This window comes from Rhizobium sp. P1_C7 (assembly GCF_056406295.1).
Map to the genome: position 1 here is coordinate 430,918 of NZ_JBFUAL010000001.1, position 21,831 is coordinate 452,748.

At 61.1% G+C, this 21,831-nt stretch carries 18 protein-coding genes; 6 read left to right on the forward strand and 12 right to left on the reverse strand.

Annotated features, from left to right (window positions below; translation table 11 throughout):
* The first annotated feature begins 99 nt into the window (after positions 1 to 99).
* Positions 100 to 822, forward strand: coding sequence for a copper homeostasis protein CutC (locus AC1D2R_RS02185; protein ID WP_477964295.1), 723 nt, complete (start codon positions 100 to 102; stop codon positions 820 to 822).
* A 56-nt stretch (positions 823 to 878) separates the two neighbouring features.
* Here the strand turns inward: AC1D2R_RS02185 and AC1D2R_RS02190 are convergent, their stop codons facing one another.
* The 7 genes from AC1D2R_RS02190 to AC1D2R_RS02220 form a co-directional block, all read right to left on the reverse strand.
* Positions 879 to 1,898, reverse strand: a complete 1,020-nt coding sequence (locus AC1D2R_RS02190; protein WP_477964296.1) for a zinc-binding alcohol dehydrogenase family protein — start codon at positions 1,896 to 1,898, stop codon at positions 879 to 881.
* Positions 1,899 to 1,964: 66 nt separating this feature from the next.
* A complete protein-coding gene (locus AC1D2R_RS02195; RefSeq protein ID WP_477964298.1) occupies positions 1,965 to 2,939 on the reverse strand; it encodes an ABC transporter permease in 975 nt (324 codons plus the stop codon).
* Between the two features lie 25 nt (positions 2,940 to 2,964).
* A complete protein-coding gene (locus AC1D2R_RS02200; RefSeq protein ID WP_477964300.1) occupies positions 2,965 to 4,515 on the reverse strand; it encodes a sugar ABC transporter ATP-binding protein in 1,551 nt (516 codons plus the stop codon).
* A 117-nt stretch (positions 4,516 to 4,632) separates the two neighbouring features.
* Positions 4,633 to 5,619, reverse strand: coding sequence for a substrate-binding domain-containing protein (locus AC1D2R_RS02205; protein WP_477964302.1), 987 nt, complete (start codon positions 5,617 to 5,619; stop codon positions 4,633 to 4,635).
* Positions 5,620 to 5,978: 359 nt separating this feature from the next.
* Positions 5,979 to 6,425: an RbsD/FucU family protein gene (locus AC1D2R_RS02210; protein WP_477964304.1), complete on the reverse strand. Its 447-nt coding sequence runs from the start codon at positions 6,423 to 6,425 to the stop codon at positions 5,979 to 5,981.
* Positions 6,426 to 6,436: 11 nt separating this feature from the next.
* Complete coding sequence (locus tag AC1D2R_RS02215) at positions 6,437 to 7,456, reverse strand: aldo/keto reductase (RefSeq protein WP_477964306.1); 1,020 nt, start codon at positions 7,454 to 7,456, stop codon at positions 6,437 to 6,439.
* A 34-nt stretch (positions 7,457 to 7,490) separates the two neighbouring features.
* Complete coding sequence (locus AC1D2R_RS02220; protein WP_477964308.1) at positions 7,491 to 8,993, reverse strand: UxaA family hydrolase; 1,503 nt, start codon at positions 8,991 to 8,993, stop codon at positions 7,491 to 7,493.
* Between the two features lie 238 nt (positions 8,994 to 9,231).
* Here AC1D2R_RS02220 and AC1D2R_RS02225 point away from each other — a divergent pair, with 238 nt between their 5' ends.
* Positions 9,232 to 10,146, forward strand: a complete 915-nt coding sequence (locus AC1D2R_RS02225) for a GntR family transcriptional regulator (RefSeq protein WP_477964310.1) — start codon at positions 9,232 to 9,234, stop codon at positions 10,144 to 10,146.
* A gap of 32 nt (positions 10,147 to 10,178) precedes the next feature.
* Here the strand turns inward: AC1D2R_RS02225 and AC1D2R_RS02230 are convergent, their stop codons facing one another.
* Both AC1D2R_RS02230 and AC1D2R_RS02235 read right to left on the reverse strand, forming a co-directional pair.
* Positions 10,179 to 13,319, reverse strand: a complete 3,141-nt coding sequence (locus tag AC1D2R_RS02230; RefSeq protein WP_477964312.1) for an efflux RND transporter permease subunit — start codon at positions 13,317 to 13,319, stop codon at positions 10,179 to 10,181.
* Between the two features lie 3 nt (positions 13,320 to 13,322).
* Positions 13,323 to 14,468: an efflux RND transporter periplasmic adaptor subunit gene (locus AC1D2R_RS02235; RefSeq protein WP_477964313.1), complete on the reverse strand. Its 1,146-nt coding sequence runs from the start codon at positions 14,466 to 14,468 to the stop codon at positions 13,323 to 13,325.
* Between the two features lie 198 nt (positions 14,469 to 14,666).
* Between AC1D2R_RS02235 and AC1D2R_RS02240 the strand changes: the two genes are divergently transcribed.
* Positions 14,667 to 14,978, forward strand: a complete 312-nt coding sequence (locus AC1D2R_RS02240) for a putative quinol monooxygenase (protein WP_477964315.1) — start codon at positions 14,667 to 14,669, stop codon at positions 14,976 to 14,978.
* 54 nt (positions 14,979 to 15,032) lie between these two features.
* Here AC1D2R_RS02240 and AC1D2R_RS02245 read toward each other — a convergent pair whose 3' ends face one another.
* The 3 genes from AC1D2R_RS02245 to AC1D2R_RS02255 all read right to left on the reverse strand — a co-directional run bounded on the left by AC1D2R_RS02245 (position 15,033) and on the right by AC1D2R_RS02255 (position 17,725).
* Positions 15,033 to 15,449 carry a hypothetical protein gene (locus tag AC1D2R_RS02245; RefSeq protein ID WP_477964317.1) on the reverse strand — a complete coding sequence of 139 codons (417 nt, stop codon included), beginning with the start codon at positions 15,447 to 15,449 and terminating at the stop codon, positions 15,033 to 15,035.
* A 253-nt stretch (positions 15,450 to 15,702) separates the two neighbouring features.
* Positions 15,703 to 16,347, reverse strand: a complete 645-nt coding sequence (locus AC1D2R_RS02250) for a ThuA domain-containing protein (RefSeq protein WP_477964319.1) — start codon at positions 16,345 to 16,347, stop codon at positions 15,703 to 15,705.
* Positions 16,348 to 16,435: 88 nt separating this feature from the next.
* Positions 16,436 to 17,725 carry an ABC transporter substrate-binding protein gene (locus tag AC1D2R_RS02255; protein ID WP_477964321.1) on the reverse strand — a complete coding sequence of 430 codons (1,290 nt, stop codon included), beginning with the start codon at positions 17,723 to 17,725 and terminating at the stop codon, positions 16,436 to 16,438.
* A 140-nt stretch (positions 17,726 to 17,865) separates the two neighbouring features.
* Between AC1D2R_RS02255 and AC1D2R_RS02260 the strand changes: the two genes are divergently transcribed.
* From AC1D2R_RS02260 to AC1D2R_RS02270, 3 genes are read left to right on the forward strand one after another with little or no spacing between them, the layout of a single operon-like run.
* Positions 17,866 to 18,897: a LacI family DNA-binding transcriptional regulator gene (locus tag AC1D2R_RS02260; protein ID WP_477964323.1), complete on the forward strand. Its 1,032-nt coding sequence runs from the start codon at positions 17,866 to 17,868 to the stop codon at positions 18,895 to 18,897.
* Between the two features lie 5 nt (positions 18,898 to 18,902).
* Positions 18,903 to 20,759 (forward strand): DUF2264 domain-containing protein, encoded by a 1,857-nt coding sequence (locus tag AC1D2R_RS02265; RefSeq protein WP_477964325.1) that lies wholly within the window; start codon positions 18,903 to 18,905, stop codon positions 20,757 to 20,759.
* Positions 20,756 to 21,766, forward strand: a complete 1,011-nt coding sequence (locus AC1D2R_RS02270; RefSeq protein ID WP_477964327.1) for a hydroxyacid dehydrogenase — start codon at positions 20,756 to 20,758, stop codon at positions 21,764 to 21,766. The genes AC1D2R_RS02265 and AC1D2R_RS02270 overlap by 4 nt, the downstream gene beginning before the upstream one ends.
* Positions 21,767 to 21,831: the final 65 nt, after the last annotated feature.

Here is a 21,831-nt window from a genome sequence, read left to right on the forward strand (position 1 = left end):
AAAATTGGTTCCGCGGATTAAAGAGGCGAGGGTGGAACGCCGGTCGCCGCGGGCATAGCATTGGCGTAAGACGCAGCAGACAGGCAAGGAGATTCGGGTGTGACGATCGTGTTGGAAGTGTGCGTAGACAGTCGGCGGGGGCTCGCGGCCGCAGTCGAGGGCGGGGCGGACCGAATCGAACTCTGCTCGGCGTTGGAAGTTGGCGGTCTCACCCCTGTCGCGGGTCTCATGAAGGCTGCGGCAGTGGCACCCATCCGGGTCTACGCGATGATCCGTCCGCATGCGGGACCATTTGTTTTCGACGCCGCGGACGAAGCGGCGATGATGGCTGATATCGACGCGGCGCGAGCTTTCGGCCTTGCAGGCGTCGTCATCGGCGCCAACCGCGCGGACGGGACGCTTGACCTGCCGTTGTTGCATCGGCTGAAGGGCCACGCCGCCGGTATGGGCTCGACCCTCCACCGCGCCTTCGATCTGGTTCCAGATCCGGATGTAGCGCTGCAGCAGGCAATCGAACTCGGCTGCGAACGCATCCTGACGTCGGGCTGCGTTCCGAAGGCGATCGACGGGCTCGAGACGCTGGCGCGCCTGTCGAAGGCGGCGGCGGGGCGAATTTCCATCATGCCGGGCAGCGGTGTGCGCCCGAGCAACGTCTCGGAAATCCTGCGCGCGACAGGCGCGGGCGAGGTTCACGGCTCGTGCAGCTCTCCGGTCGCAAGTGTGGATCCGCGCGCGGTTGCCTTCGGTTTTGAGGCCGCGTCCGCCAATAGAACGGATGCATCAGTTGTCCGCCTGATGCGGCAGACGATCGACGCAGCCTAGAGTAATTCCGCACGAGTGTGTGGCGCTTTGCGTGCGGAATGCGCAAACGAAATGCCCTAGTTTGCGACCCTGATGACGGCCTTGATCAGCCCGCTTTTCTCGTGCGTCCAGCGTGCGAGATCACGAGGCGCATCGGCGAGTCTGGTGCGATGGGTGATCAGCTTGTCGACCGGCACGAGGCCGTTGGCGATCGAGGCCGCGACATGCTCGAAATCGACGCGCGTCGCATTGCGGCTACCGATCAGCATCATTTCGCGCTTGTGGAACTCAGGGTCGGAGAAGCGGATGTCGTCCTTGACGACGCTGACAAGAACCAGTGCGCCGCCATGGGCAACGAAGCTGAAAGCTTTTTCCATCGAGGTGCCGTAGCCCGTAGCATCAAAAACGACGTTGAAGCCGTCGCCTTGCGTCGTCGCCTTGACCGCCTCGGTGGTGTCGTTGTTTGCAACGATGCCGGATACGAAGCCGAAGCGTTGCGCGGCCATGTCGAGGCGTTCTGCGCTGGTGTCGAGCAGGGTGACCTCGTGCCCGGCGATACGCGAAAAAATCGCGGCCCCCAGGCCGATCGGGCCGGCGCCGATGACGAGCGCGCGCGAACCTGCCGGCGCCAGCGAGCGGCGCACGGCATGCGCCCCGATTGCCAGGAACTCGACGGTTGCGGCAGCCTCAAGGGTCAGTCCGTTCGCCGCATAGAGATTTCCGGCAGGAGCGGTGATTTCCTCGCAAAAGGCACCGTCGGTATGGACGCCGAGCACCTTGATGTTGGTGCAGCAGTTCGGCTTATCCTGCCTGCAGGCAACGCAGGTTCCGCAGGAAAGATACGGATTGACGACAACGGGCGTGCCCACTGCCAGAGCAACGCCATCCCCAGCTTCGACGACGGTCGCGGATATCTCATGGCCCATGACGCGCGGATATTCGAGAAACGGATGCTTGCCTTCGAAGATGTGGTAGTCCGTGCCGCAAATGCCGACATGGCTGACGGCAAGCCTTACCCAGCCGGGCGCCGGCGTACCTGGGGAGGGGCGCTCGACGACTTCGAGGACGCCTGGTTGTTGGCAAAGCACGGCTTTCATGAGAGGTCTCGCAATCTTTAAAGGGATAAAGTCGGTCTTGCGGACCGGCTTTATATGTCGTCCCGCCTAGGAGCTGCGGCGGCGGCGCAACTGGTCGAAATAAACGATCACGATAATCAGCAGGCCGGTGATGATGCGCTGCCAGAACGAGTTGACGTTGAGGAGGTTCGCGCCGTTGTTGATAGTTGCAAGGATGAAGGCGCCGATCAGCGGGCCGTGAACCGAGCCGACTGCGCCGAAGAGGCTGGTACCGCCAATGACCGACGATGCGATCGCCTGCAACTCCCATCCGTCCGCCTGTGTCGCGTTGCCGATCGCGATACGCGAAGCAAGCAGCACTCCGACAAAGGCTGCGAACGTCGCGGACAGGATATAGGCCATGTAGATGATGGCGCTGACCCTGACGCCGGAGAGGCGCGCTGCTTCGCTGTTGGAACCGACAGCAAAGAGATAGCGGCCCCAGCGGCTCAGATGCAGCAGGACGTAGGAGGGTATGGCCACAAGAATCACCATCCAGAACAAGCTGGGAACCCCGAGGAAATCGGCGCGCGAGAAGTTGGAGAAGGCCTCATTGGTGATGTTGATCGACGAGCCGTTCGTGATGAGAAGGCCGAAACCGCGCAACGCCGTCAGTGTCGCGAGCGTGATGATGAACGGTGGCAGCCCCATATGCACGATGCCGAAGCCGTGGAAGGCGCCGATCGCCACGCCGAAGGCCAGCGTCACCAAAATTGCCGCCCACACCGGGAAACCCGCCTGCAGCAGAAGGGCGACGATGACACCGGCGAAACCGACGATGGCGCCGACCGAAAGATCGATGCCGGCCGTGATGATGACGAACGTCTCGCCAAGGGCCAGGATCGCCGTCATCGAGCCCTGGCGCAGCAGGTTGCTGATGTTGAGCGGCGTCCAGAAGCTGGTGGTAGCTAGCCCGAGGGCCACCCAGAGCCCAACCAGCAGGCCGATCAGAGTCAGCCCGAAGAGAATGTTCACTTTCCTGCGTTGCGGCGGCGCGGGGATTTCGGTGGGGGTTACGGTCATTGTCTCTCTCCCTCTTATTCCTAACTCAGACGCCGATCGCTTCGCTGAGGACTTGTTCATGTGACGCCGCATGGAATCCGTGGCTCGCCACGAGCTTGCCGGTCCGGAAGACGTGCAGTTCATCTGCCAGCTCGTAGACTTCGGGTAGGTAGGAAGAAATCAGGATGATGCCGGCTCCCTGCTTCAGAAGCCTCGCAAACAGTCGGTAGATTTCCGCCTTGGTGCCAACGTCGACGCCGACGGTCGGCTCGTCGAAGATGAAGAGCCGCGCGCCATGGCTCAGCCATTTGCCGATGACGACCTTCTGCTGGTTGCCGCCGGACATGGCCGATACCAGCACGCGCCGGCTCGGTGTTTTGATCGACAGGTCGCGGATCTGCTGATCCGCATTTTTCGCCTCGTCGGCCAGGCTGATGACCGGCCCCTTGCTGAGGCGCTGGAATACCGGCAGATTGATATTGAGGCCGATCGGCAAGTTGAGGCAAAGCCCCTGGTCGCGGCGGCTCTCGGGCGCAAGCGCAATGCCGAGTTCCATCGCCGTGCGTTCGTTCTTGATGTTGACCTTCTTGCCCATCCAGTGGATTTCGCCCGATGTGGTCTTCTCGCGCCCATAGAGACCCAAGGCGAATTCGCTGCGGCCAGCGCCGATCAGCCCATAGAGGCCTACGATCTGGCCGGCCTTGACGGAAAGCGACACATCCTCAAACCCAGGGCCGGAGAGCCCGCGGACCTCGACGATGTTTTCGCCGATCTCGATGCTTTCCTTGTGGTAGATCTGTTCGATCGAGCGGTTGATCATCAACGCGATCAATTCGTTATCGTTCGTCTCGCTGATCAGGCGGGTGCCGACGTGGGTTCCGTCGCGCAGCACCGAAACGCGGTCGGCAAGCTCGAAAACCTCTTCCATACGATGGCTTATGTAGACGATAGTGACGCCTTCACTCTGCAGGCGGCGGATCAGGCGGAACAGCTGCGCCGATTCCTGGCGCGTCAGATAGGCCGTCGGTTCGTCGAAAATCAGAAACTGGGTGCCGCGCATCGCGGCGCGCGCGGTGGCGACAAGCTGCTGCTGTCCAATCGTGAGTTCGCTGAGGAGCACGGCGGCCGGCAGGCCGAAACCGAGATCGTCGAGGACGGCCTGAGCCATCTTCACCATCTGCTTTTTGCGCATCAGGCCGAACGTGTTGACCTCATCGCCGAGAAACAGGTTGGCGGCAACCGTCAGATGCGGGCACAGCACGACTTCCTGGTGGACCGCGTTAATACCGCGCGCGATCGCCTCGTTCGGCGTCGCCAGCGCAACCGGATGGCCGCACCACACAACCTCGCCGGCGGTTCTGTTGATGACGCCGGTCAGCAGCTTGATGAGCGTCGACTTGCCGGCGCCGTTCTCACCGACGATCGCATGGATCTCTCCGGCCAGAAACGTGATCGTCGCCGGCTTCAGCGCCTGCACGTAGCCGTAGTTCTTCTGCAATCCCTTGAGTTCGAGGATGGGCGTCCCGGCCGGCACGCGGTCTGCCTCTTTCAGCGTGGCGCTGTCATCGTGGCGATGACTGATTTCTTCCAGGCTCATGGACGTCTCCTCCTCGCGAATTCCTGTCTCTCCACCAGGCATCCCCGCTCGCAGGCAGACGATGTCACTGGTGAAGAAGGGCCGCGCGTGATTTCTTACGCGCGGCCCGATCGAAGATTACTTGATCTTCGGGTTCAGAAGTGCGTCGATCTTAGGCTCGCTCATGTTGGCCTTCGTGACGAGGTTGGCCCCGGTATCGACATTGGCTTCGACCTTCTCGCCCTTGGATACGGCAAGTGCGGTCTTCACGCCGTCGTAACCCATGCGGTAGGGATCCTGCACCACGAGGCCGGCAAGTGCGCCGTCCTTGAGGAAGCCGACGGTCTTGTCGTCGCTGTCGAAGCCGATGACCTTGACCTTGTCGCCGAGCTTGTTTTCAGCGATCGCCTGCCCGACGCCCTGTGCCATGATCAGGTTGGACGCGAAGACGCCAACGATGTTCGGGTTGGCAGTGATCAGGTCGGTCATGATGTTCAGGCCGGTTGTTGCCTGGCCGTCAGCATATTTGTCGGCGACGACTTTCAGGCCCGGATACTTGGTCTTGACCTGGTCGAGGAAGCCTTCGCGGCGCTGCTCGAGCGAACCGGCGCCTGGCGTATTCGTGATGATCACGACGTCGCCTTCGTCCTTGCCGGTCATTGCCTTGATCGCGGCAGCGAGGCCGTCAGCAGCAATGCGGCCACCCTGCGTGTTGTCGGTCGTCAGGAACGACTTGAACGCCTTGGAGTCGGCGCCGGAATCGATGCCAATGATCGGAACGGACTTGGCGGCTTCATCGATCGGCTTGCCAAGTGCCTTGAACTCGGTCGGCGAGATAACGATTGCGGCCGGCTTGCCGGCTACGGCGTTTTCAAGAATGCTGATCTGGCCGTTGACATCGGTTTCAGCCTGCGCGCCGAGTTCCGGCACGTTGACGCCGAGATCCTTAGCGGCGGCGCGAGCGCCGGCGAGAACGATCTGCCAGTAGAAGGATGTGGTGTCCTTGACGATGATCGGGATCGTGACGTCGGCCGCAAAGGACGGCATCGGCATCGCCGTTGCTATCACGGCAGCGCCCGCAAGAGCGGCAAAGGCTCGGCGGGACAGGATAGAATTTATGCGCATGTAGGTTCTCCTCTCAGGTGCGTTCTCCTCCTGAAAATCTCTCGCGAACGCGAACGAGAGATTTTTATCGATAAAAAACATTTGCAATTCGGAAGCTAGCTGAGGCTCATTCCAATTGCAAGCCCAAGCGTTAAAGCCCTTTGATCCAGCCGTTCCTGTGCAAATTCGTCCGCTCACGCCAATGGCGGCGCGGTCAATTGTTGGGGCTCGGCAAAGCAATCCCGCAAGCCGAACTCAGACCTTCTTTTCTCCTCGGATTCCTCCTGGATCCGGAGACAAAAGCAGTTATACCTATCGCAATGAAACATTGGTTCCGTTAAAATGTCAATACGGAATGTTTGTTCTATTTGGTCGCTGTGCTAGCCGGTGAACACCTCGTGTGGGTGCACCACGCCCTTCTTCAAGATCAGATTGCCGTAGAGCCGAAACTCCGTGGTCGCTACAATGTAGGCCGCCTTTCGTGATCGCTCGTAAAAGGCGAAACGCTCCAAGGAAGCAATCGTAAAGTCGCCGGCGCGCGTCGATACGATGGCCTGGAACTCCGAGCATACGTCCGGCACCGCCCGCGGATCGCCGACGACCTCCATGCGCCATGCTGTCTCCGGCACGAATGTGTCGAGCGGCATGTGGGTGAGGATCGCTTCGGCCATATCGGTCGCGCTCACGCCATCGGCACGGATCGTCTCGGGCCCCAATGTGCTTGAAGGGAAGTTGGCGTCTGCAATAACGATTTCGTCTCCGTGACCCATGCGAGCGATGGCGCGAAGCAGGTCGGGATTGAGAACGGGGTGGATTCCTTTGAGCATTCTCTGTTCCTTCAGACGCGCACGGCTTCTTCGCCAAGCGGCGGTGCCACAAGCGTGCAGTTGTCGAATTCGGGGTAGATTGCCTGCGGCACCAATGGCGTGAACAGCTCCATGTTGCGCTTCAGGCTCGATGCTTTCGCGGTGCCGATCAGAACGGAAGCGACCATCGGCTCGCGCAGCGGAAATTGCAGGGCGGGTGCAGCCAGCGGTACGCCGTATTTCTCGGCAATCGTCTCCATGCAGCCAACCCGTGCAAGCACGTCGTCGGTCGCAGGCATATAGTCGAAGTTCGATCCCGGTACTGCGCCGGTCGCGAGAATGCCGGAGTTGAAGACGCCGCCGACAACAAGGGACGTGCCCCTCTGCCGGCAGAGGGGCAGCAGTTGGGCAACCGCGGTCCGGTCGAGCAGGGTGTAGCGGCCGGCCATCAAAATGCAGTCGATATCGGCGTGTCGCATGACGTCGAGACAAACAGGCACTTCGTTGACGCCTAGCCCGAAGGCCTTGATCGCGCCCGACGATTTGAGCTCTTCCAGCGCCTTGATACCGCCATCGAGAAACTGCCTTAGATAGACCGCGTTTTTCGCTGCGCCATGTGTGTAACCGCCGATGTCATGCACAAAAAGAATGTCGATGCGGTTCAGTCCAAGGCGCGCATAGCTGAACTCGACCGAGCGCATGATTCCGTCATAGGAGTAGTCGTAATCCGCGTCGAAGCAGAGCGGGTCGACATAGCTGTAGTCGGGTACCGTGCCCGTTGGCACCGGCCGCAACAGCCGTCCGACCTTGGTAGACAGCACCCATTCCGCCTCTGGCTTGTCGCGCAGAAAATCACCGACGCGCCGTTCGGCAAGGCCGAGCCCGTACCAGGGAGCGACGTCGAAATAACGGATGCCGCTGTCCCATGTGGCATCAAGCGTTTCCATCGCCTGCTCACGTGGGCAGGCACGGTATAGGCCGCCAAGCGCCGCTGCGCCGAAGCTCACTTCGGTCACAGCCAACTCTGTCTTGCCGATCCTCCTCGTCTTCATCATTCCTCCTCTGAAGACTTGATATTGCTATGATCTAGAGCGTTGCGCCGAGATGCCACGGCACGAACTCGTTATCACCGTAGCCGAACTCCTCGCTCTTGGTCTTTTTGCCCGAGGCGGTATCGATGATAAGATCGAAGATCTCGCGGCCCTTGCCGCTGATCGTCGCATCTCCGGTGGCGATCGTGCCGCAGTCGATGTCCATGTCCTCTTCCATCGAGGCATAGAGCGCCGAATTGCTGGAGAGCTTAATCGATGGTGCCGGGCGACAGCCGAAGCAGCTGCCGCGGCCGGTGGTGAACGCGATCATGTTGGCGCCGCCGGCGACCTGCCCGGTGGCAGAAACCGGATCGTAGCCGGGCGTGTCCATGAAAACGAGACCGGGAGCGGTGACCCGCTCGGCATAGCCGTAGACGGCGTTAAGCGGCGAGCGTCCGCCCTTGGCAACCGCGCCGAGCGACTTTTCCAAAATGGTGGTCAACCCGCCGCGCTTGTTGCCGGGCGATGGGTTGTTGTCGAGCGAAGCGCCGTGCATCGCCACGTATTTTTCCCACCAAGCGATCTTGTCGTCGAGCTTCCTGGCCACGTCGTCGCTGACGGCGCGGCTGCGCAGCAGGTGCTCAGCGCCATAGATTTCGGAGGTTTCCGAGAGGATTGAGGTGCCGCCGGCTGCAGCAAGCAGGTCGGCCGCGATACCGAGTGCCGGATTGGCGGTGATGCCCGAAAAGCCATCCGAGCCGCCGCATTGCAGGCCGATGATGATTTCGCCAATCGAGATCGGCACGCGCCGCTCGCGGCCGACATCGTCGGCGATCTCGCGAAGCATGCCCATGGCGCGCTCGACGGCACGGCGCGATCCACCTGCGTCCTGGATGTTGAAATGGCGCTTGGAATTGCCCGCCCCGCTCTGGCCGTAGAGCGTCAGTTGGTTGACCTCGCAGCCGAGTCCTATCATCAGCACGCCGCCGAAATTGACATGCCTGGTGTAGCCGGCAAGCGTACGGTGCAGCACGGCCATGCCGTCGCCGGTCGAACTCATGCCGCAGCCCTGGTCGTGGACGATCGGCACAAAGCCGTCGATGCCTTCGTAAAGCGGCAGGAGCGTGCGGTTTGCCGTCTCTGCAATCGCGCGACAGACCGTGGTGGAACAGTTCACGCTGGCAATGATGCCGATATAGTTGCGCGTCGCCGCACGCCCGTCGGCGCGGCGGTAGCCCAGGAAGGTGCGCGCCCTGTCAGCGGCGCTTGCTTCTTCGGGGGCCGCGTTCGCGGTCGCCGCAAGGCGGTCGTTTTCGAAATGCAGGTTGTGGCTGTGCACGTGGTCGCCGGCCTTGACGTCCGCTGTCGTGCGCCCGATCGCCTGGCCGTATTTGACGACAGGCTGCCCCAATGCGATATCGGTGAGGGCGATCTTGTGGCCGGGTTCGATCTTATCGCGGGTCTGGATGCCTGCGACATCGGAGCCGGGCGCGATCGCTGCCGTTGCAACCGCAACATTGTCGCCGGCCGACAGGATGATCCAGGGGTCATTCGTCAATAGTCTTCTCCCTAAGGAAACACACGCTACATCTGCGAATGCGCATTGATTTTGTTTTTTATCTACAATAAACATTTCCAAGTCAACGGGATTATTGATCCTGTGGACGAGGGAGGCAAACAGCCGCACGCGATCCAGACTAATATAAGGATTGCTGAAAGGTAAGCTTCTGCCATGCTCCGAAGCCCGCAACTTGCGGACCGCGGCCCATGCAGCAGGGCGAGAGGGCAGGGTGCGTATGGCAAGACAGAACACGGTCTTCAAGGAGGCCTACAATCGCTATGCCTCGGTGTTACGGGCTGATGAGGCATTGCCTTCGGAACCGGAAATCGCCGCCCAGCTCGGCATCAGTCGCAGCACTGCGCGGGCGATCCTGACTCGCCTCAGCGATGAAGGGATCATTCGCTGGAACAAGCGGCAGAAGGTCGTGCTGCGCAAGCCGATAGAGGAGGATTTCTTCCCTCCAGAGGAAACAGATTCGCTCCACAACATTATCGAACGCACCTTCATGCTGCGCATCCTGTCTGACGATGCGGCGCCCGGTATGCAGATAAACGAGCTGGAACTTGCCCGCGAAATCGGAACGGGCACCACGAGCGTACGTGAATTTCTCATTCGCTTCTCTCGCTTTGGTCTGATCGAAAAGCGGCCCAACAGCCATTGGATCCTGAAAGGGTTCACCCGCGAATTCGCGCTGGAGCTGGCCGATGTGCGCGAGATGTTCGAGCTTCACTCGGCGACGCAATTCGGCAAACTGCCGCCCGGTAACGACGCCTGGCGCGCGCTTGCCGAGATCAAGGCAGAGCACCTGGTGATGCTGCAGGATCTCGACAGGCGCTACAAGCAATTCTCCGCCCTCGACGAGCGCTTCCACCTGCTCATCCACGGAGCGGCCAAGAACCGGTTCATCGCCGATTTCTACGATGCGATCGCCATCGTCTTTCATTATCACTATCAGTGGAACAAGGCATTTGCCCGCCAGCGCAACGAGCGCGCCATTCACGAGCATCTCGATTACATCGCCGCTCTCGAATCCCGCGATCCGGCGGCGATCGAGTTCTCCTGCCGCCTGCACCTGCGTTCGGCGCGCCAGACCCTGCTGCAGTCGCTGCCGCAGAGTGCGGCGGAAACAGCCGACGCTGGCAACCTATAGAAAGATCACCTCCGCCCGCGAGCGGCCGAGTACTATTCGGTCGCCTGCGGCTTCGGCGCGCTCTTGATGCTCTTCGCCTTCTCCCGGAGCCACTGGAAGACCACGTAGAGCACCGGGATTAGGAAGATGCCGACCAGAGCTGCCCCGAGCATGCCGCCGAAGACAGCGGTTCCGACGCCGCGGCGGCTCAGCATGCCTGCACCTTCTGCTATGACAAGCGGCACGAGGCCGGCGATGAAGGCGAAGCTCGTCATCATCACGGCACGGAACCGTTCCTTGGCACCCTCCACCGCGGCCTCGGAGATGCCGAGTCCATGCTTGCGCCGCTCCATCGCGAACTCGACGATTAGAATACCGTTCTTCGCTGCAAGGGCGATCAGCACGACAAGACCGATCTGCGCGTAGAGATTGTTGTCGAGCCCGGCGATCTTCAGCGCCAGCATCGCACCGGCGATGCCGGCGGTGACCGACAGCAACACCGCGACGGGGATGGTCCAGCTCTCGTAGAGCCCCACGAGGAACAGATAAGCGAAGAGGACGGCAAGGCCGAGGATGACCGTCGTCTTGCCGCTTGCCTCGATCTCCTGCAGCGCGGTTCCGGTCCATTCGTAGCTGTAGCCGGGCGGCAGCGTTTTCGCCGACACTTCCTCCATCGCGGCGATCGCCTCGCCGGAACTGCGACCGGGCGCCGGACCGCCGTTGATCGTGGCGCTGGAGTAGTTGTTGAACCGGACGATCTGCTGCGGTCCGAGGATCAGGCGCACCTGCGCAAAGGCTTTGAGCGGAACCATCTGGCCGCTGCTGTTGCGCACGTTGATGTTGTAGATGTCGTCGATCCGCGCGCGGGCGGAAGCCTCACCCTGGACCGTCACCTGCCACGTTCGACCGAACAGGTTGAAGTCGTTGACATACGTGCTGCCGAGTACCGCCTGGAGCGCACTGAACACATCAGCGACCTGGATGCCGAGTGTCTGGACCTTCTCACGGGCGATATCGAGATAGAGCTGAGGCGTATTGGCACTGAAGGTGGTATAGACCCGGCTCAGAGCCGGATTCTGGTTGGCCGCGAAGATAAGGCCTCGCGCCGCTTGGGCAATTTCCGTAGCGCTTCCGCCGCTCAGGCTGAGAAGCTGGAACTCGAAACCGCTGCCGGTCCCAAGCCCGATGATCGGCGGCAGGTTGTAGACGATGACATTGGCGTCACGGACCGACTGAAGCTCGTCGCTCAGCTTGTTGATCAGGCCGTTGGCGGAGAGCTCGGCCGTCGTTCGGTCGGCAAAGGGCTTCAGCGTCATCACGAGCAAGGCCGCGTTCGACTTCACCTGCCCGTCGAGCAGGCTGTAGCCCACAACCGACATGACGCCCTGAACGCCCTCGGTATTGCCGATGATCGCCTCGACGCGCTTGGCGGTCGCATCCGTACGGTTGAGCGAGGCGCCTTCCGGCAGAATGATTTCGCCGAAGATGGCCCCCTGGTCCTCGGATGGCAGGAAGCCTGTTGGCGTTGTCTTGAACAGCCAGCCGGTCGCCGCGACGAGCGCTGCCAGAAGGACAAGTCCGAGAACAGCAAAGCGCACCAGCCGCCTGACGATCGACGCGTAGCCGTCGCGTGCATGGTCGATGCCCTTCAAAACATAGTGGATAGGCCCCCACCTCGGACCGTGATGAGGCTTGAGCAACACGGCGCATAGCGCAGGCGACAGGCTGAGCGCGTTGACGGCGGAAATCACCATCGACACAGATACCGCGACGGCAAATTGGCGGAAGAGTTCCCCTGATATGCCGGGGATGAAGGCCACCGGCACGAACACCGACAGGAGCACCAGCGTGATCGCGACGATCGGTGCAGTGATCTCCCCCATGGCGCGGCGCGCCGCTTCCGCCGGCGTGGCCGTCGGATCCTTCTCGAGATGTGCCTCGACGGCTTCCACCACGACGATGGCATCGTCGACGACGATCCCGATGGCGAGCACCAGTGCCAGCAGCGAGACCGTATTGGCCGAAAACCCCAACGCCATCATCACCGCGAACGTGCCGATCAACGACACCGGCACGGCGATCAGCGGAATGAGCGTCGCGCGCACGCTACCGAGGAAAAGGAATACGACGATGACGACGAGGACGAAGGCTTCCAGCAGGGTTTTGACGACCTCGTGGATACTCTCCTCCACGAACTTCGTCGTGTCGTAGGTGGTCTCGTAGTTCACTCCCTCCGGGAAGGCCGGCGATAGTTTCTGCATGAGCTGGTTGATGGCTTCGGCAGTTGCGATGGCATTGCCGCCCGGCGATTGATAGATGCCGAGCACCGCAGCCGGGGTGCCATCCTGCCGGCCGATCTGTTCGGCACCCTTCGGCGCCAGTTCGACACGGGCGACGTCGCGAATTCGCACGAAGGAGCCATCAGGCTCAGCCCTCAGCACGACGTTTCCGAACTCCTCGACGGTGGTGAGCCGTCCTTTGGTCTGGATTGTGAGCTGGAACTGTTGGTCCGGTAATGCCGGCTGCGACCCGATACGGCCGATGGCCGCCTGGATGTTCTGGCCCTTCAGTGCGTTGACGACGTCGCCAGGAGTCATCGAAAAACTGGTGAGGCGCTCCGGGGTGATCCATACGCGCATGCTGTAGTCCCAGGGCGTTAGCAGTGTCACGTCGCCGACCCCCTTTATCCGTTTCAGGCCGTCGATGATGTTGATCGTCGCGTAGTTCGACAGAAACAGCTGGTCGTGCTCTCCCTTGGTGGATGTCAGCGCGATCAGCTGCATCAGGGCCGAGGACTTCTTCTTGACGCTGATCCCTTGCGAGCGCGCCTCCTGCGGCAATTGCGCCTCGGCAAGGTTGACGCGGTTCTGCACGTTGACCGTGTTGATATCGGGATTGGTCCCGACGGTGAAGCTGACCGTCAGCGTATAGCTGCCGTCATTGCCGCTGGTGGACTTCATGTAGATCATGTTGTCGACACCGACGACGCGGGATTCGATCGGCTGGGCGATCGATTGTTGGACTACCTCCGCGCTGGCGCCCGGATAGCTCACCGACACCGAAACCTGCGGCGGTACGATATCGGGAAACTGCGCGATCGGAATGAGCTTGAGCGCGACGAGGCCGGCAATGGTGATGACGAGCGAGATGACGACCGCAAGCCGGGGCCGATCGATGAAAATCCCCGACAGCATGGCTTACGACCCCGATTTGACTTCGACCGGTGCGACGACCTGTCCCGGACGAACCTTCTGTATCCCTTCGGTGACAACCAGTTCGCCTGCCGCTAGGCCCTTGGTCACGGTAGCGTCAGCCCCCTCCATCCGTCCCGGCTCGATGTAACGCACCTCGATCTTGTTTTCCTTGGTCACGACAAGAGCAAAAGGACCAGCCTGGTCGATCTGGATCGCCGACTGAGGCACGACCAACGCTGCTTCAGAAGTGCTGTCCTGAACGATGACGTTTACGAGCTGGCCGTCGATCAGTATGCGCTGCGCATTGGGAAAAGTCGCCCGGATGGGGACGGAGTCCGTGCCCTGATTGACGGTCACGTCGACAAAATCGATCTTGCCGGGCTCGGGATACCGTGTTCCATCCGCAAGCTCCACGAGCACGACGGCTGCGTTCACCTTGTCGCCGAGTTTTCCAGTGTTGCCCAATTTTTCGCGGACGGCGAGAATTTCGCGCTGAGACACCGAGAAGGTCACATAAATGGGATCCTGGCTGACGACCGTTGCTAGCGCGTTGCTCGAAGGCCCGATGAAATTTCCAACAGAGTACTGAGAGCGACCGACGCGTCCAGCTATCGGCGTACGGATATCTGTATAGCCGAGGTTGAGTTTGGCCTGTGTCAGCGCCGCATTGAGCTGGTCGAGCTGTCCCGTCGCTTGCTGCTGCTTTGCGCGTGCGAGATCCAGCTGCGATTGCGGCGCGGCGCTCTTGGCAACCAGATCGGTCTGTCGCTTGACCTCTATGTCGGCCAGTGACAGGAGGGCCCGTGCGGCCTCCAGATTTCCCTGGGCCTGGGCGACGGCTGCCTCGTATTGACCCTTCTCCATAACGAAGAGAAGTTCGCCGGCCGTCACGTCCTGTCCTTCGACGAACAGTTTCTTCTCCAGGAAACCGTCGACGCGTGCGCGTAACTCCACCTTGTCTATCGCTTCGACACGCCCCGTGAAGGAAATCGAGGGCCGAATGTCCTTCTCGACCACTGCCGTGACAGTCACGCTGGGAGGCGCTACCGCAGGCTTGCCTGCATCCTGGCCTGCCGCGTCGAAAGTGGATGCAATCGTGGCGATCGCCATTCCTGCCAAAGCCAGGCGCGGACCGGTGCGGTTTCTCATTACCCCTCCAAATCAAGACTTTAGCAAAGGCTGCTTTAGCTTCTTCCTCCGTACGGCAACTGTCAATCTGCAGGAGCCCGGTTTTCTACATATGCGGGAGCGTGGCGGCGAGCGGCACCGTAGCCGCGAAACGTCGAGCGGCGATCGTGCCGCCATGGTATGCTAGACTTGCGTATCAAGATCGAGCGAGAGGGAATGATGAAGCTCATCGTCGGATTTTTCATGACCAAACCAGGCAAGCGCGAGGAGTACATTGCCGCCGCGCGAAATCATCTGGAAAAGAGCCGGCTCGATCCGGACTGCCTGTACATCGAGCTGGTACCCATGCCGGAGCATTCTGATAAGATCCTACTGGCGGAAGCATTCACGAGCGAAGAAGCTCACCGCCGGCATGAAGACACCGACCACATGCGCAAACTCTGGGCTGTCGGCCCCGCTCTTCTGTCGCATGTTGTCATAGACAACGTCATCTCCGCCCAGGTGCAGCACATCGACGAACGTTTTGATTGAAGAGGGGCGAGCACTCGATGCAGCTGGAAAATGGTCGGGAATCGGTCTGATGCGTCACTCCGCTGGCGCGATCTTGGAAATCTCTTCGCCGGCAAAAACGATGACGTATCCGCCAACCAAGGCGGCGTCATTCGCCCACCGGCGGAGCTGCGACAGATAGGGTTCTTGCCTCCACGCGTCAGGATGGGTCGGGTCGACCAGGATGGTGATCTGCTGTCCCTGCGCGTAGATCATCATATGCGAGTGCGATGGATGCCATTCCTCGGACAGGCCGTCGCTGATCATCCAGAGGCAGAGAAAATCCCTGCAGAGCTGTGGCCGATTCTGATAGATCGCGCAGCCACGCCCCTCGATGCAGTTGCTGCACTGCACGTTCGCCGGCTTCGAAAACGCATCGATCTCGGGAAGCCGGCAACAGAGGGTGCAGCTTCCGCAAGATCGGCCGGCAACAATGGCATAACGTGAGTCCATGGGCCGCTTGTATCATCTGAATCGCGGAAAACGCGAGAGGGTGGTGCCCTGCGGCAGCGTCAGAAAACAAATAATGAGGGTAGATCGTTCGATTACTGCAGCAACCTGCCTGCAGTGTCTGGGCGGCTCCCGGCGCGTCGTCATGTGCAAAGGTCCCGCCTTCGAGGGTCGCAATCCGTCTCGTCACTGGCCTGTTGAATTTCTAACGGCTCCGATCCCGCCGGCTTCTCCATGCGTCGTCTTTGCAGACGCGTTACCGGCGAGCGGCCCAGTTGAGGCCGCGGCGCAGAATGAGCGGCATATGGGGGTGGTCGAATTCCGCAGCAATGTGGCCGAGCGCTGAATAGAAGACGCGGCCGGCGCCGAAATGACGCTTGAAGACGACTGGCATGGTGACGTTTTGTGCCGCCGGGTCATGTTCGCCAGTGAAGGTCGTGGTAGCGAGGATTTCGACCGAAGGGTCGTAATGGAGATAATATTGCTCCGAGCGATAGTCGAAATCCGCAATGCCCTCCATGACCGGGTCGTCCTGACGGGTGATCGCGACGCGGAAGTCGATGACATTGCCGGGATGCGCGACCCATGTCACGCCCGAGACATAGCGGAAGGGAGCGCTTTCCTTGAACGAGGTGGCAAGCGCGCCATGGTGGCCGCCCAGGCCGAGGCCGCCGCGTACGGCCTCGACAAGCGCATCCGCCTGGGCCTTTTCAAGGGTTTCGCCGGTGATGACAGGCACAAGCAGATCTGCTTCTGCAAGCATCGGGGAACCGAGGATACCGAGATCGTTGGTGATCTCCGTCCGGAAGCCATCTTCCACCAGAAGGTCGCCGACGATGCCTGCACATTGCTCCGGCTCATGGCCCTGCCATCCGCCCCAAACGATGATCGCCTTACGCATGGTGCTCCCCTATGCCGGATCGCCTGTATTGTCGGCAGAGCCCGCAACACGCGGGCTCCTTGTCGGTCAGTGCCATGCTCGACGACCCTCAGCTCCGGATCGTGGCCTTCCCTTCCTTGACCAGCCGGGCTGCTGCATCAGCGGGTGTCGTCTGCTCGAATGCCAGCTCGTCGGCAATCGGGCGGAACACACGCTGGTCGAACTCGGTCGATCCCAATGGCGCAGGGGCGGGATAGTCGCCAACCTGATCCTTCAGAAGGTTGACGTATCTGACCGTAGCCTGCTCCGTCGAGTTGAGGTTCGGCAATATGGCCTCGCGCACCGCCGGCGACATCGGAACGCCGCGCTCGACGCCAAGGATCTTGCCGGCCTCCGGATCATTGACGAAGAAGTCGATGAACTTTCCGGCGGCTTCGCCGTTCTTCGTCGTCGCGCCAACGCTCCAGATGAGTGCTGGGCGATAATAATGCCCCGAGGGACCGCCCTTCTTCTCGCGCGGCAACATGGTGATGGCCAGCTTGCTCTTCGAGATCAGCTGGTAGCCGACGAGCTGGTTGGAATAGGCCATGCCCATCGCCGACTTGCCGAGCGCCAGCGCGTTGGTGTCGATCGTGTTCTGGTCCAGCGTCTGGACATCGGCCCCCACTGTCCCACCCTTCTTGCGCAGCTCCTCCCAGAAGCTGTACCACTCGTTGGCATCCTCGACGTCGAAACCGAGCGTGCCGTTGTCGTAGAGGCTCTTTCCACGCTGGCGCAGCCAGGCATCGAACACATAGGTGTAGCGGGCGCCGTAAGGGCCACCCCAATAGTTGTCCTTGCCGCCAGCCTTTGTCAGTTCCACGGCCAGCTTGGCATATTCGTCCCAGGTCAGATCAGGCGTGGGGAGCGGAATGCCGGCCTTCTCGAAGGCCGTCTGATCGAAGAACAGCGCGAAGGAATTGAGGCCGAGCCCGATGCCGTAGAGCTTTCCGTCAACGGTCGTCAGCTTCAGCACGTCCTTGCCGAAAGCATCGACCTTAAGCGTCGAGGGCACGAATTCGTCGAGCGGCAGGCACGCGCCGCGCTTGGAATAGTCAGAGATCGTTCCCGGCTCGAGCTGGAAGACATCGGCGATCGAGCGGCCCGCCATCTGTGTCGCGAGTTTCGTCCAGTAGCCGTCCCCGCTGAGTGATTCGCCGATGATCGTCACGCCTGGTGTCTTGCTTTGATAAAGCTTTGCGACATCCAACGTGCGCTTTGCGCGGTCGTTCGAGCCCCACCACATGGCACGGAGTTGTGCGTCTTCGGCGAAGGCAGGCATGGTGCTTGCCGCGCCGAATGCGAGGCCGGTTGCAACGCCGGCCGAACCCATCAGAAATGAACGTCGATTGATCTGCATGATGATCCTCCTTTTGCATGCCCTTGGCGTCCTCCAACGTCTTTCGGGCACTTTCAGGTGCCAGACTACGCAAATGATTCATTTTTGCAATAGAATATCTTTCTCTTGCAAATTTGCGTAATTTGCATAACAGTTGCTCTATGAGAGAAATCAAACCGAAGCGGCCGCGCCAGGCCGATATTGCAGCCACCGCGGGCGTCTCCGTAGCGACCGTGTCTCGCGTTCTGGCCAATGAGCCGGGCATTAGCGTGATCGTTCGTGAGCACATTCTGCGCGTTGCTGCTGAACATGGCTATCAGGCGAAAACCACGTCAGAACCGGCACTCGGCGGCCTTGCACTCATCGCCAGCGACGGCATGACAGGAGGGCTTAGCGTCTTTTACGAATCGATCGTCGAGGGCTTGCGTGCGGGTGCCCTGGATGGCGCAATGCCCTTCGAGGTCAGGCTTGTTCGAGAGGATCGCGCAACGCCAGACGTCATTCGCGACTATATGTCGACCGCCAAGGCGGAAGGACTGTTCCTCGTCGGCATCGATCCGAGCCCTGCTTTGCGGCGATGGATCGAGGCAGAAAGAATCCCCGTGGTCCTTGTCAACGGCACCGACCCTCAGCTTCGCCTCGATGGCGTTTCGCCGGCGAATTTCTTCGGTGCCCTTCAGGCCGTCGATCGGCTACTTGCGGCGGGGCATCGCAAGATCCTGCATTTTACCGGCTCACATCGCCATACCATTCGCGAGCGCGTCAGGGGCTTTGACGCGGCGGTCGCAGCCGTGGAGGGTGCCGACAGCCGGATCGTTCCCATGAGTTTTCAAGGGAGTGCCAGCCGAGAAGCGCATGAGCTGGCAGCCGCCATACTCGCCGAGGACGCGGGTTTCACCGCTGCCTTCTGCATGAACGACTTCATTGCGGTCGGCGTGCTCGAGGCCGTGACCGAGGCGGGGCTCGGTGTGCCAGAGGACTTCGCGATCGTCGGCTTCGACGATTTGCCCTGTGCCCTGATGACGGATCCGCCGCTTTCCACCATGCGGGTCGATCGCGCCGCGCTTGGCCGCGAGGCAATTGGCCTGATGCTCGCCCGTTTCCGGGACCGGGCGGCACCTGCACGCCACGTATGCCATGCGGTCGTCCCCGTCGCCGGGGGCACCGTGCCAATGCCGAAAACCGATGAGTGATACAGATGACCTATGATCCGGCCAGCGCCAATCCGCTAGCAGGCAATCCGCTTGAAACGCGCGAAGACATGAGTCGCGCCCTCCTCGACCTCTTCAATCCGCTGCTTCCCTACTTTTCCGAAGGCAATGCCCGCGTTCGGCTGGACGGCGCGGGTGCCCATTTCGATCGGGCGGCCGCCGACCTCGAAGGTTTTGCCCGTCCGCTCTGGGGGCTGGCGCCCCTGGGTGCCGGAGGGGGCGACTTTGCCCACTGGCAGCGTTTTGCCGAGGGCCTCGCCAACGGAACTGATCCCGATCACCCGGAATATTGGGGCACGGTCAACGGCCGCGACCAGCGCATGGTCGAGCTGGCGGCGCTCGGTTTTGCGCTCGCGCTCGTTCCGGACAAGATCTGGGCGCCGCTTGGCGACAGGGCGCGCGGAAACGTAATCAACTATCTCAAGCACGCGCGGCAGTTCGACTATGCCGACAACAACTGGAAATTCTTCCGCATCTTCGTCGATATCGCCCTCGATCGCGTCGGTGCCGAATTCGACCGCAGCCTGACAAGACAGTATCTCGAAGAGCTTGAGGGATTCTATGTCGGCGATGGCTGGTATCGCGACGGCAACGTGCGCCGAGTCGACCACTACATTCCCTTCGCCATGCATTTCTATGGGCTGATCTACTCCAAACTCGTCGATGACGACTACGCCAGGCGCTATCGCGAGCGCGCCGTTCTGTTTGCCAAGGATTTCCGCAACTGGTTCGCGGCGGATGGTGCCACGATCCCTTTCGGCAGAAGCCTGACCTACCGGTTTGCCTGTGCCGGTTTCTGGTCGGCGCTCGCTTTTGCCGACCTGGAAGCGCTCCCTTGGGGAGAGGTGAAGCATCTTTGCCTCCATCATCTGCGCTGGTGGAGGGATAAGCCGATGACCAATCGGGAGGGCATCCTGTCGATTGGCTTCGGATATCCAAACCTGCTGATGTCGGAGAGCTACAACTCGGCGGGTTCGCCCTATTGGGCGTTCAAGGCCTTCCTGCCGCTGGCCATTCCGGATGATCACCCCTTCTGGACCGTGAAGGAAAACGCTCCGGCCCTGCGGGACGGCGTCGCATCGCAGCGCCATCCAGGCATGGTTCTGATGCGAGCCGGCGGCGACGTCGTGGCGCTCTCGTCGGGGCAGGAGAATCTTCAGATGCGGTTTGGCACGGAGAAATACGCCAAATTCGCATATTCGGCGCGATACGGCTTCAGCGTCGAAGCCGATGAGCGCAGTTTCGCCGGCGGGGTCTTTGATTCCGCACTCGCCTTCAGCGATGACGGATTGCATTACCGCGTGCGCGAGACGAACACCGAGGCGAAACTCGCGGGCGATATCCTTTATTCCAGGTGGTCGCCTTTCAAGGATGTATCCGTCGAGACGTGGCTGGTTCCAGCCGCGCCGTGGCACATCCGCGTCCACCGAATCAATTCGCCGCGTGTCCTGCAGACCGCCGAAGGGGGCTTCGCGATCGCCAAACGCGATTTCGACCTCGATACGTTCGCCGCCGAGGAGGGGGGCGCTCACGCGATCGGAGAAGCAGATTTCTCCGGCATTGCCGATCTTGGCTCCAGCGTGAAGCGCATGGGGCTGGCCCAGAAAGCGTTGCCGAACACTAACATAATCGTCGCAAAGACGCTGGTGCCGCAACTACGCGGCGAGATCCCCGCGGGTGAAACAATCCTGCTGACGGCTGTGCTGGCAATCGACGATCCGGCGGCCGTTTCCGGCGCATGGACGAAGTGCCCGGCAGCACCAGCTATCTCCGCGCTTGAAGCCAAGGTGGCCAAAGAGGGCGTCACCGTCAGCGCTATAGAAGCGCCGGGACAGATGCCATGAACCGTCCGGGCATAGTGCTTGCCATGAAGCCGGGCCGGACCGAGCACGTCCTGCCGGATCGTCTGCTTGATCGTCTGGACGCCTTGGGCCGTTTGCTGGACCGTGAGCCTTTGCAGACCTTTGAAGACGAGCGCGCCAGGCGGCTCCTGCCCGAGACGGAGATCCTGATCACCGGCTGGGGTGCTCCTTATGTCGGTCGCGACGTGCTTTCGGCCGCCGGAGGTCTGAAGATCGTCGCCCATGCTGCGGGAACGGTGAAAGGCATCATCGGAGACGAGGTGTTCGAGGCCGGCATTGCCGTCAGTCATGCGGCCGAAGCCAATTCCGTGCCGGTTGCCGAGTTTGCGCTCGCTGCCATTCTCTTTGCCGGCAAACAGGTCTTCCGGTTCCGCGAGTTCTACACTTCAGATCGCAATCGGGACCGAACCTATTCGATGCAGCGGCTCGCAATCGGCAATTACGGCCGGACCGTCGGCATCGTCGGTGCTTCCCGCATAGGCCGCCGCGTCATCGAGCTGCTGAAGCCGTTCGATTTTAAGGTCCTGCTCTTCGACCCCACCCTGAGCACAACGGAATGCGCGGCGATCGGCGTGGAGAAAGCGGATCTTGATACGCTCATGCGCAACGCGGACATCGTATCGCTGCACGCGCCGTCTTTGCCCTCGACACGCCATATGATCGATGCCCAGAAACTGGCACTGATGAAGGACGGAGCAACGCTCATCAATACTGCGCGGGGCGCCATCATCGACGAGGTGGCGCTCCTGTTGACGCTTTCCACCGGCCGGATCGACGCGATCATCGACGTGACGGATCCGGAGATACCCGACCCGCCATCTGCTTTTTACGATCTGCCGAACGTCTTTCTGACCCCGCACATCGCAGGCGCAGTCGGCCTCGAACGCACGCGGCTGGGTGAAATGGCAATAGATGAGATCGAGCGCTTGCTGAAGGGCCAGCCGCTCAAATACGGCCTCAAGCTCGCCGACTTGGAAAAAATGGCTTGATTTGGCGTTGCCGGCAATGACCGCCTTGGTCTGGCCCACGGTATCGGGGCCCCAATGTCTACAAC

Bases quoted from the DNA above. Each gene is read 5' to 3' on its own strand.
- AC1D2R_RS02240 (WP_477964315.1), top strand. From the start codon at position 14,667: ATGAAGCTCATCGTCGGATTTTTCATGACCAAACCAGGCAAGCGCGAG.
- AC1D2R_RS02230 (WP_477964312.1), bottom strand. From the start codon at position 13,319: ATGCTGTCGGGGATTTTCATCGATCGGCCCCGGCTTGCGGTCGTCATC.
- AC1D2R_RS02195 (WP_477964298.1), bottom strand. From the start codon at position 2,939: ATGACCGTAACCCCCACCGAAATCCCCGCGCCGCCGCAACGCAGGAAA.
- AC1D2R_RS02205 (WP_477964302.1), bottom strand. From the start codon at position 5,619: ATGCGCATAAATTCTATCCTGTCCCGCCGAGCCTTTGCCGCTCTTGCG.
- AC1D2R_RS02250 (WP_477964319.1), bottom strand. From the start codon at position 16,347: ATGCGTAAGGCGATCATCGTTTGGGGCGGATGGCAGGGCCATGAGCCG.
- AC1D2R_RS02255 (WP_477964321.1), bottom strand. From the start codon at position 17,725: ATGCAGATCAATCGACGTTCATTTCTGATGGGTTCGGCCGGCGTTGCA.
- AC1D2R_RS02270 (WP_477964327.1), top strand. From the start codon at position 20,756: ATGAACCGTCCGGGCATAGTGCTTGCCATGAAGCCGGGCCGGACCGAG.
- AC1D2R_RS02265 (WP_477964325.1), top strand. From the start codon at position 18,903: ATGACCTATGATCCGGCCAGCGCCAATCCGCTAGCAGGCAATCCGCTT.
- AC1D2R_RS02260 (WP_477964323.1), top strand. From the start codon at position 17,866: ATGAGAGAAATCAAACCGAAGCGGCCGCGCCAGGCCGATATTGCAGCC.
- AC1D2R_RS02235 (WP_477964313.1), bottom strand. From the start codon at position 14,468: ATGAGAAACCGCACCGGTCCGCGCCTGGCTTTGGCAGGAATGGCGATC.
- AC1D2R_RS02210 (WP_477964304.1), bottom strand. From the start codon at position 6,425: ATGCTCAAAGGAATCCACCCCGTTCTCAATCCCGACCTGCTTCGCGCC.
- AC1D2R_RS02200 (WP_477964300.1), bottom strand. From the start codon at position 4,515: ATGAGCCTGGAAGAAATCAGTCATCGCCACGATGACAGCGCCACGCTG.
- AC1D2R_RS02225 (WP_477964310.1), top strand. From the start codon at position 9,232: ATGGCAAGACAGAACACGGTCTTCAAGGAGGCCTACAATCGCTATGCC.
- AC1D2R_RS02215 (WP_477964306.1), bottom strand. From the start codon at position 7,456: ATGAAGACGAGGAGGATCGGCAAGACAGAGTTGGCTGTGACCGAAGTG.
- AC1D2R_RS02190 (WP_477964296.1), bottom strand. From the start codon at position 1,898: ATGAAAGCCGTGCTTTGCCAACAACCAGGCGTCCTCGAAGTCGTCGAG.
- AC1D2R_RS02245 (WP_477964317.1), bottom strand. From the start codon at position 15,449: ATGGACTCACGTTATGCCATTGTTGCCGGCCGATCTTGCGGAAGCTGC.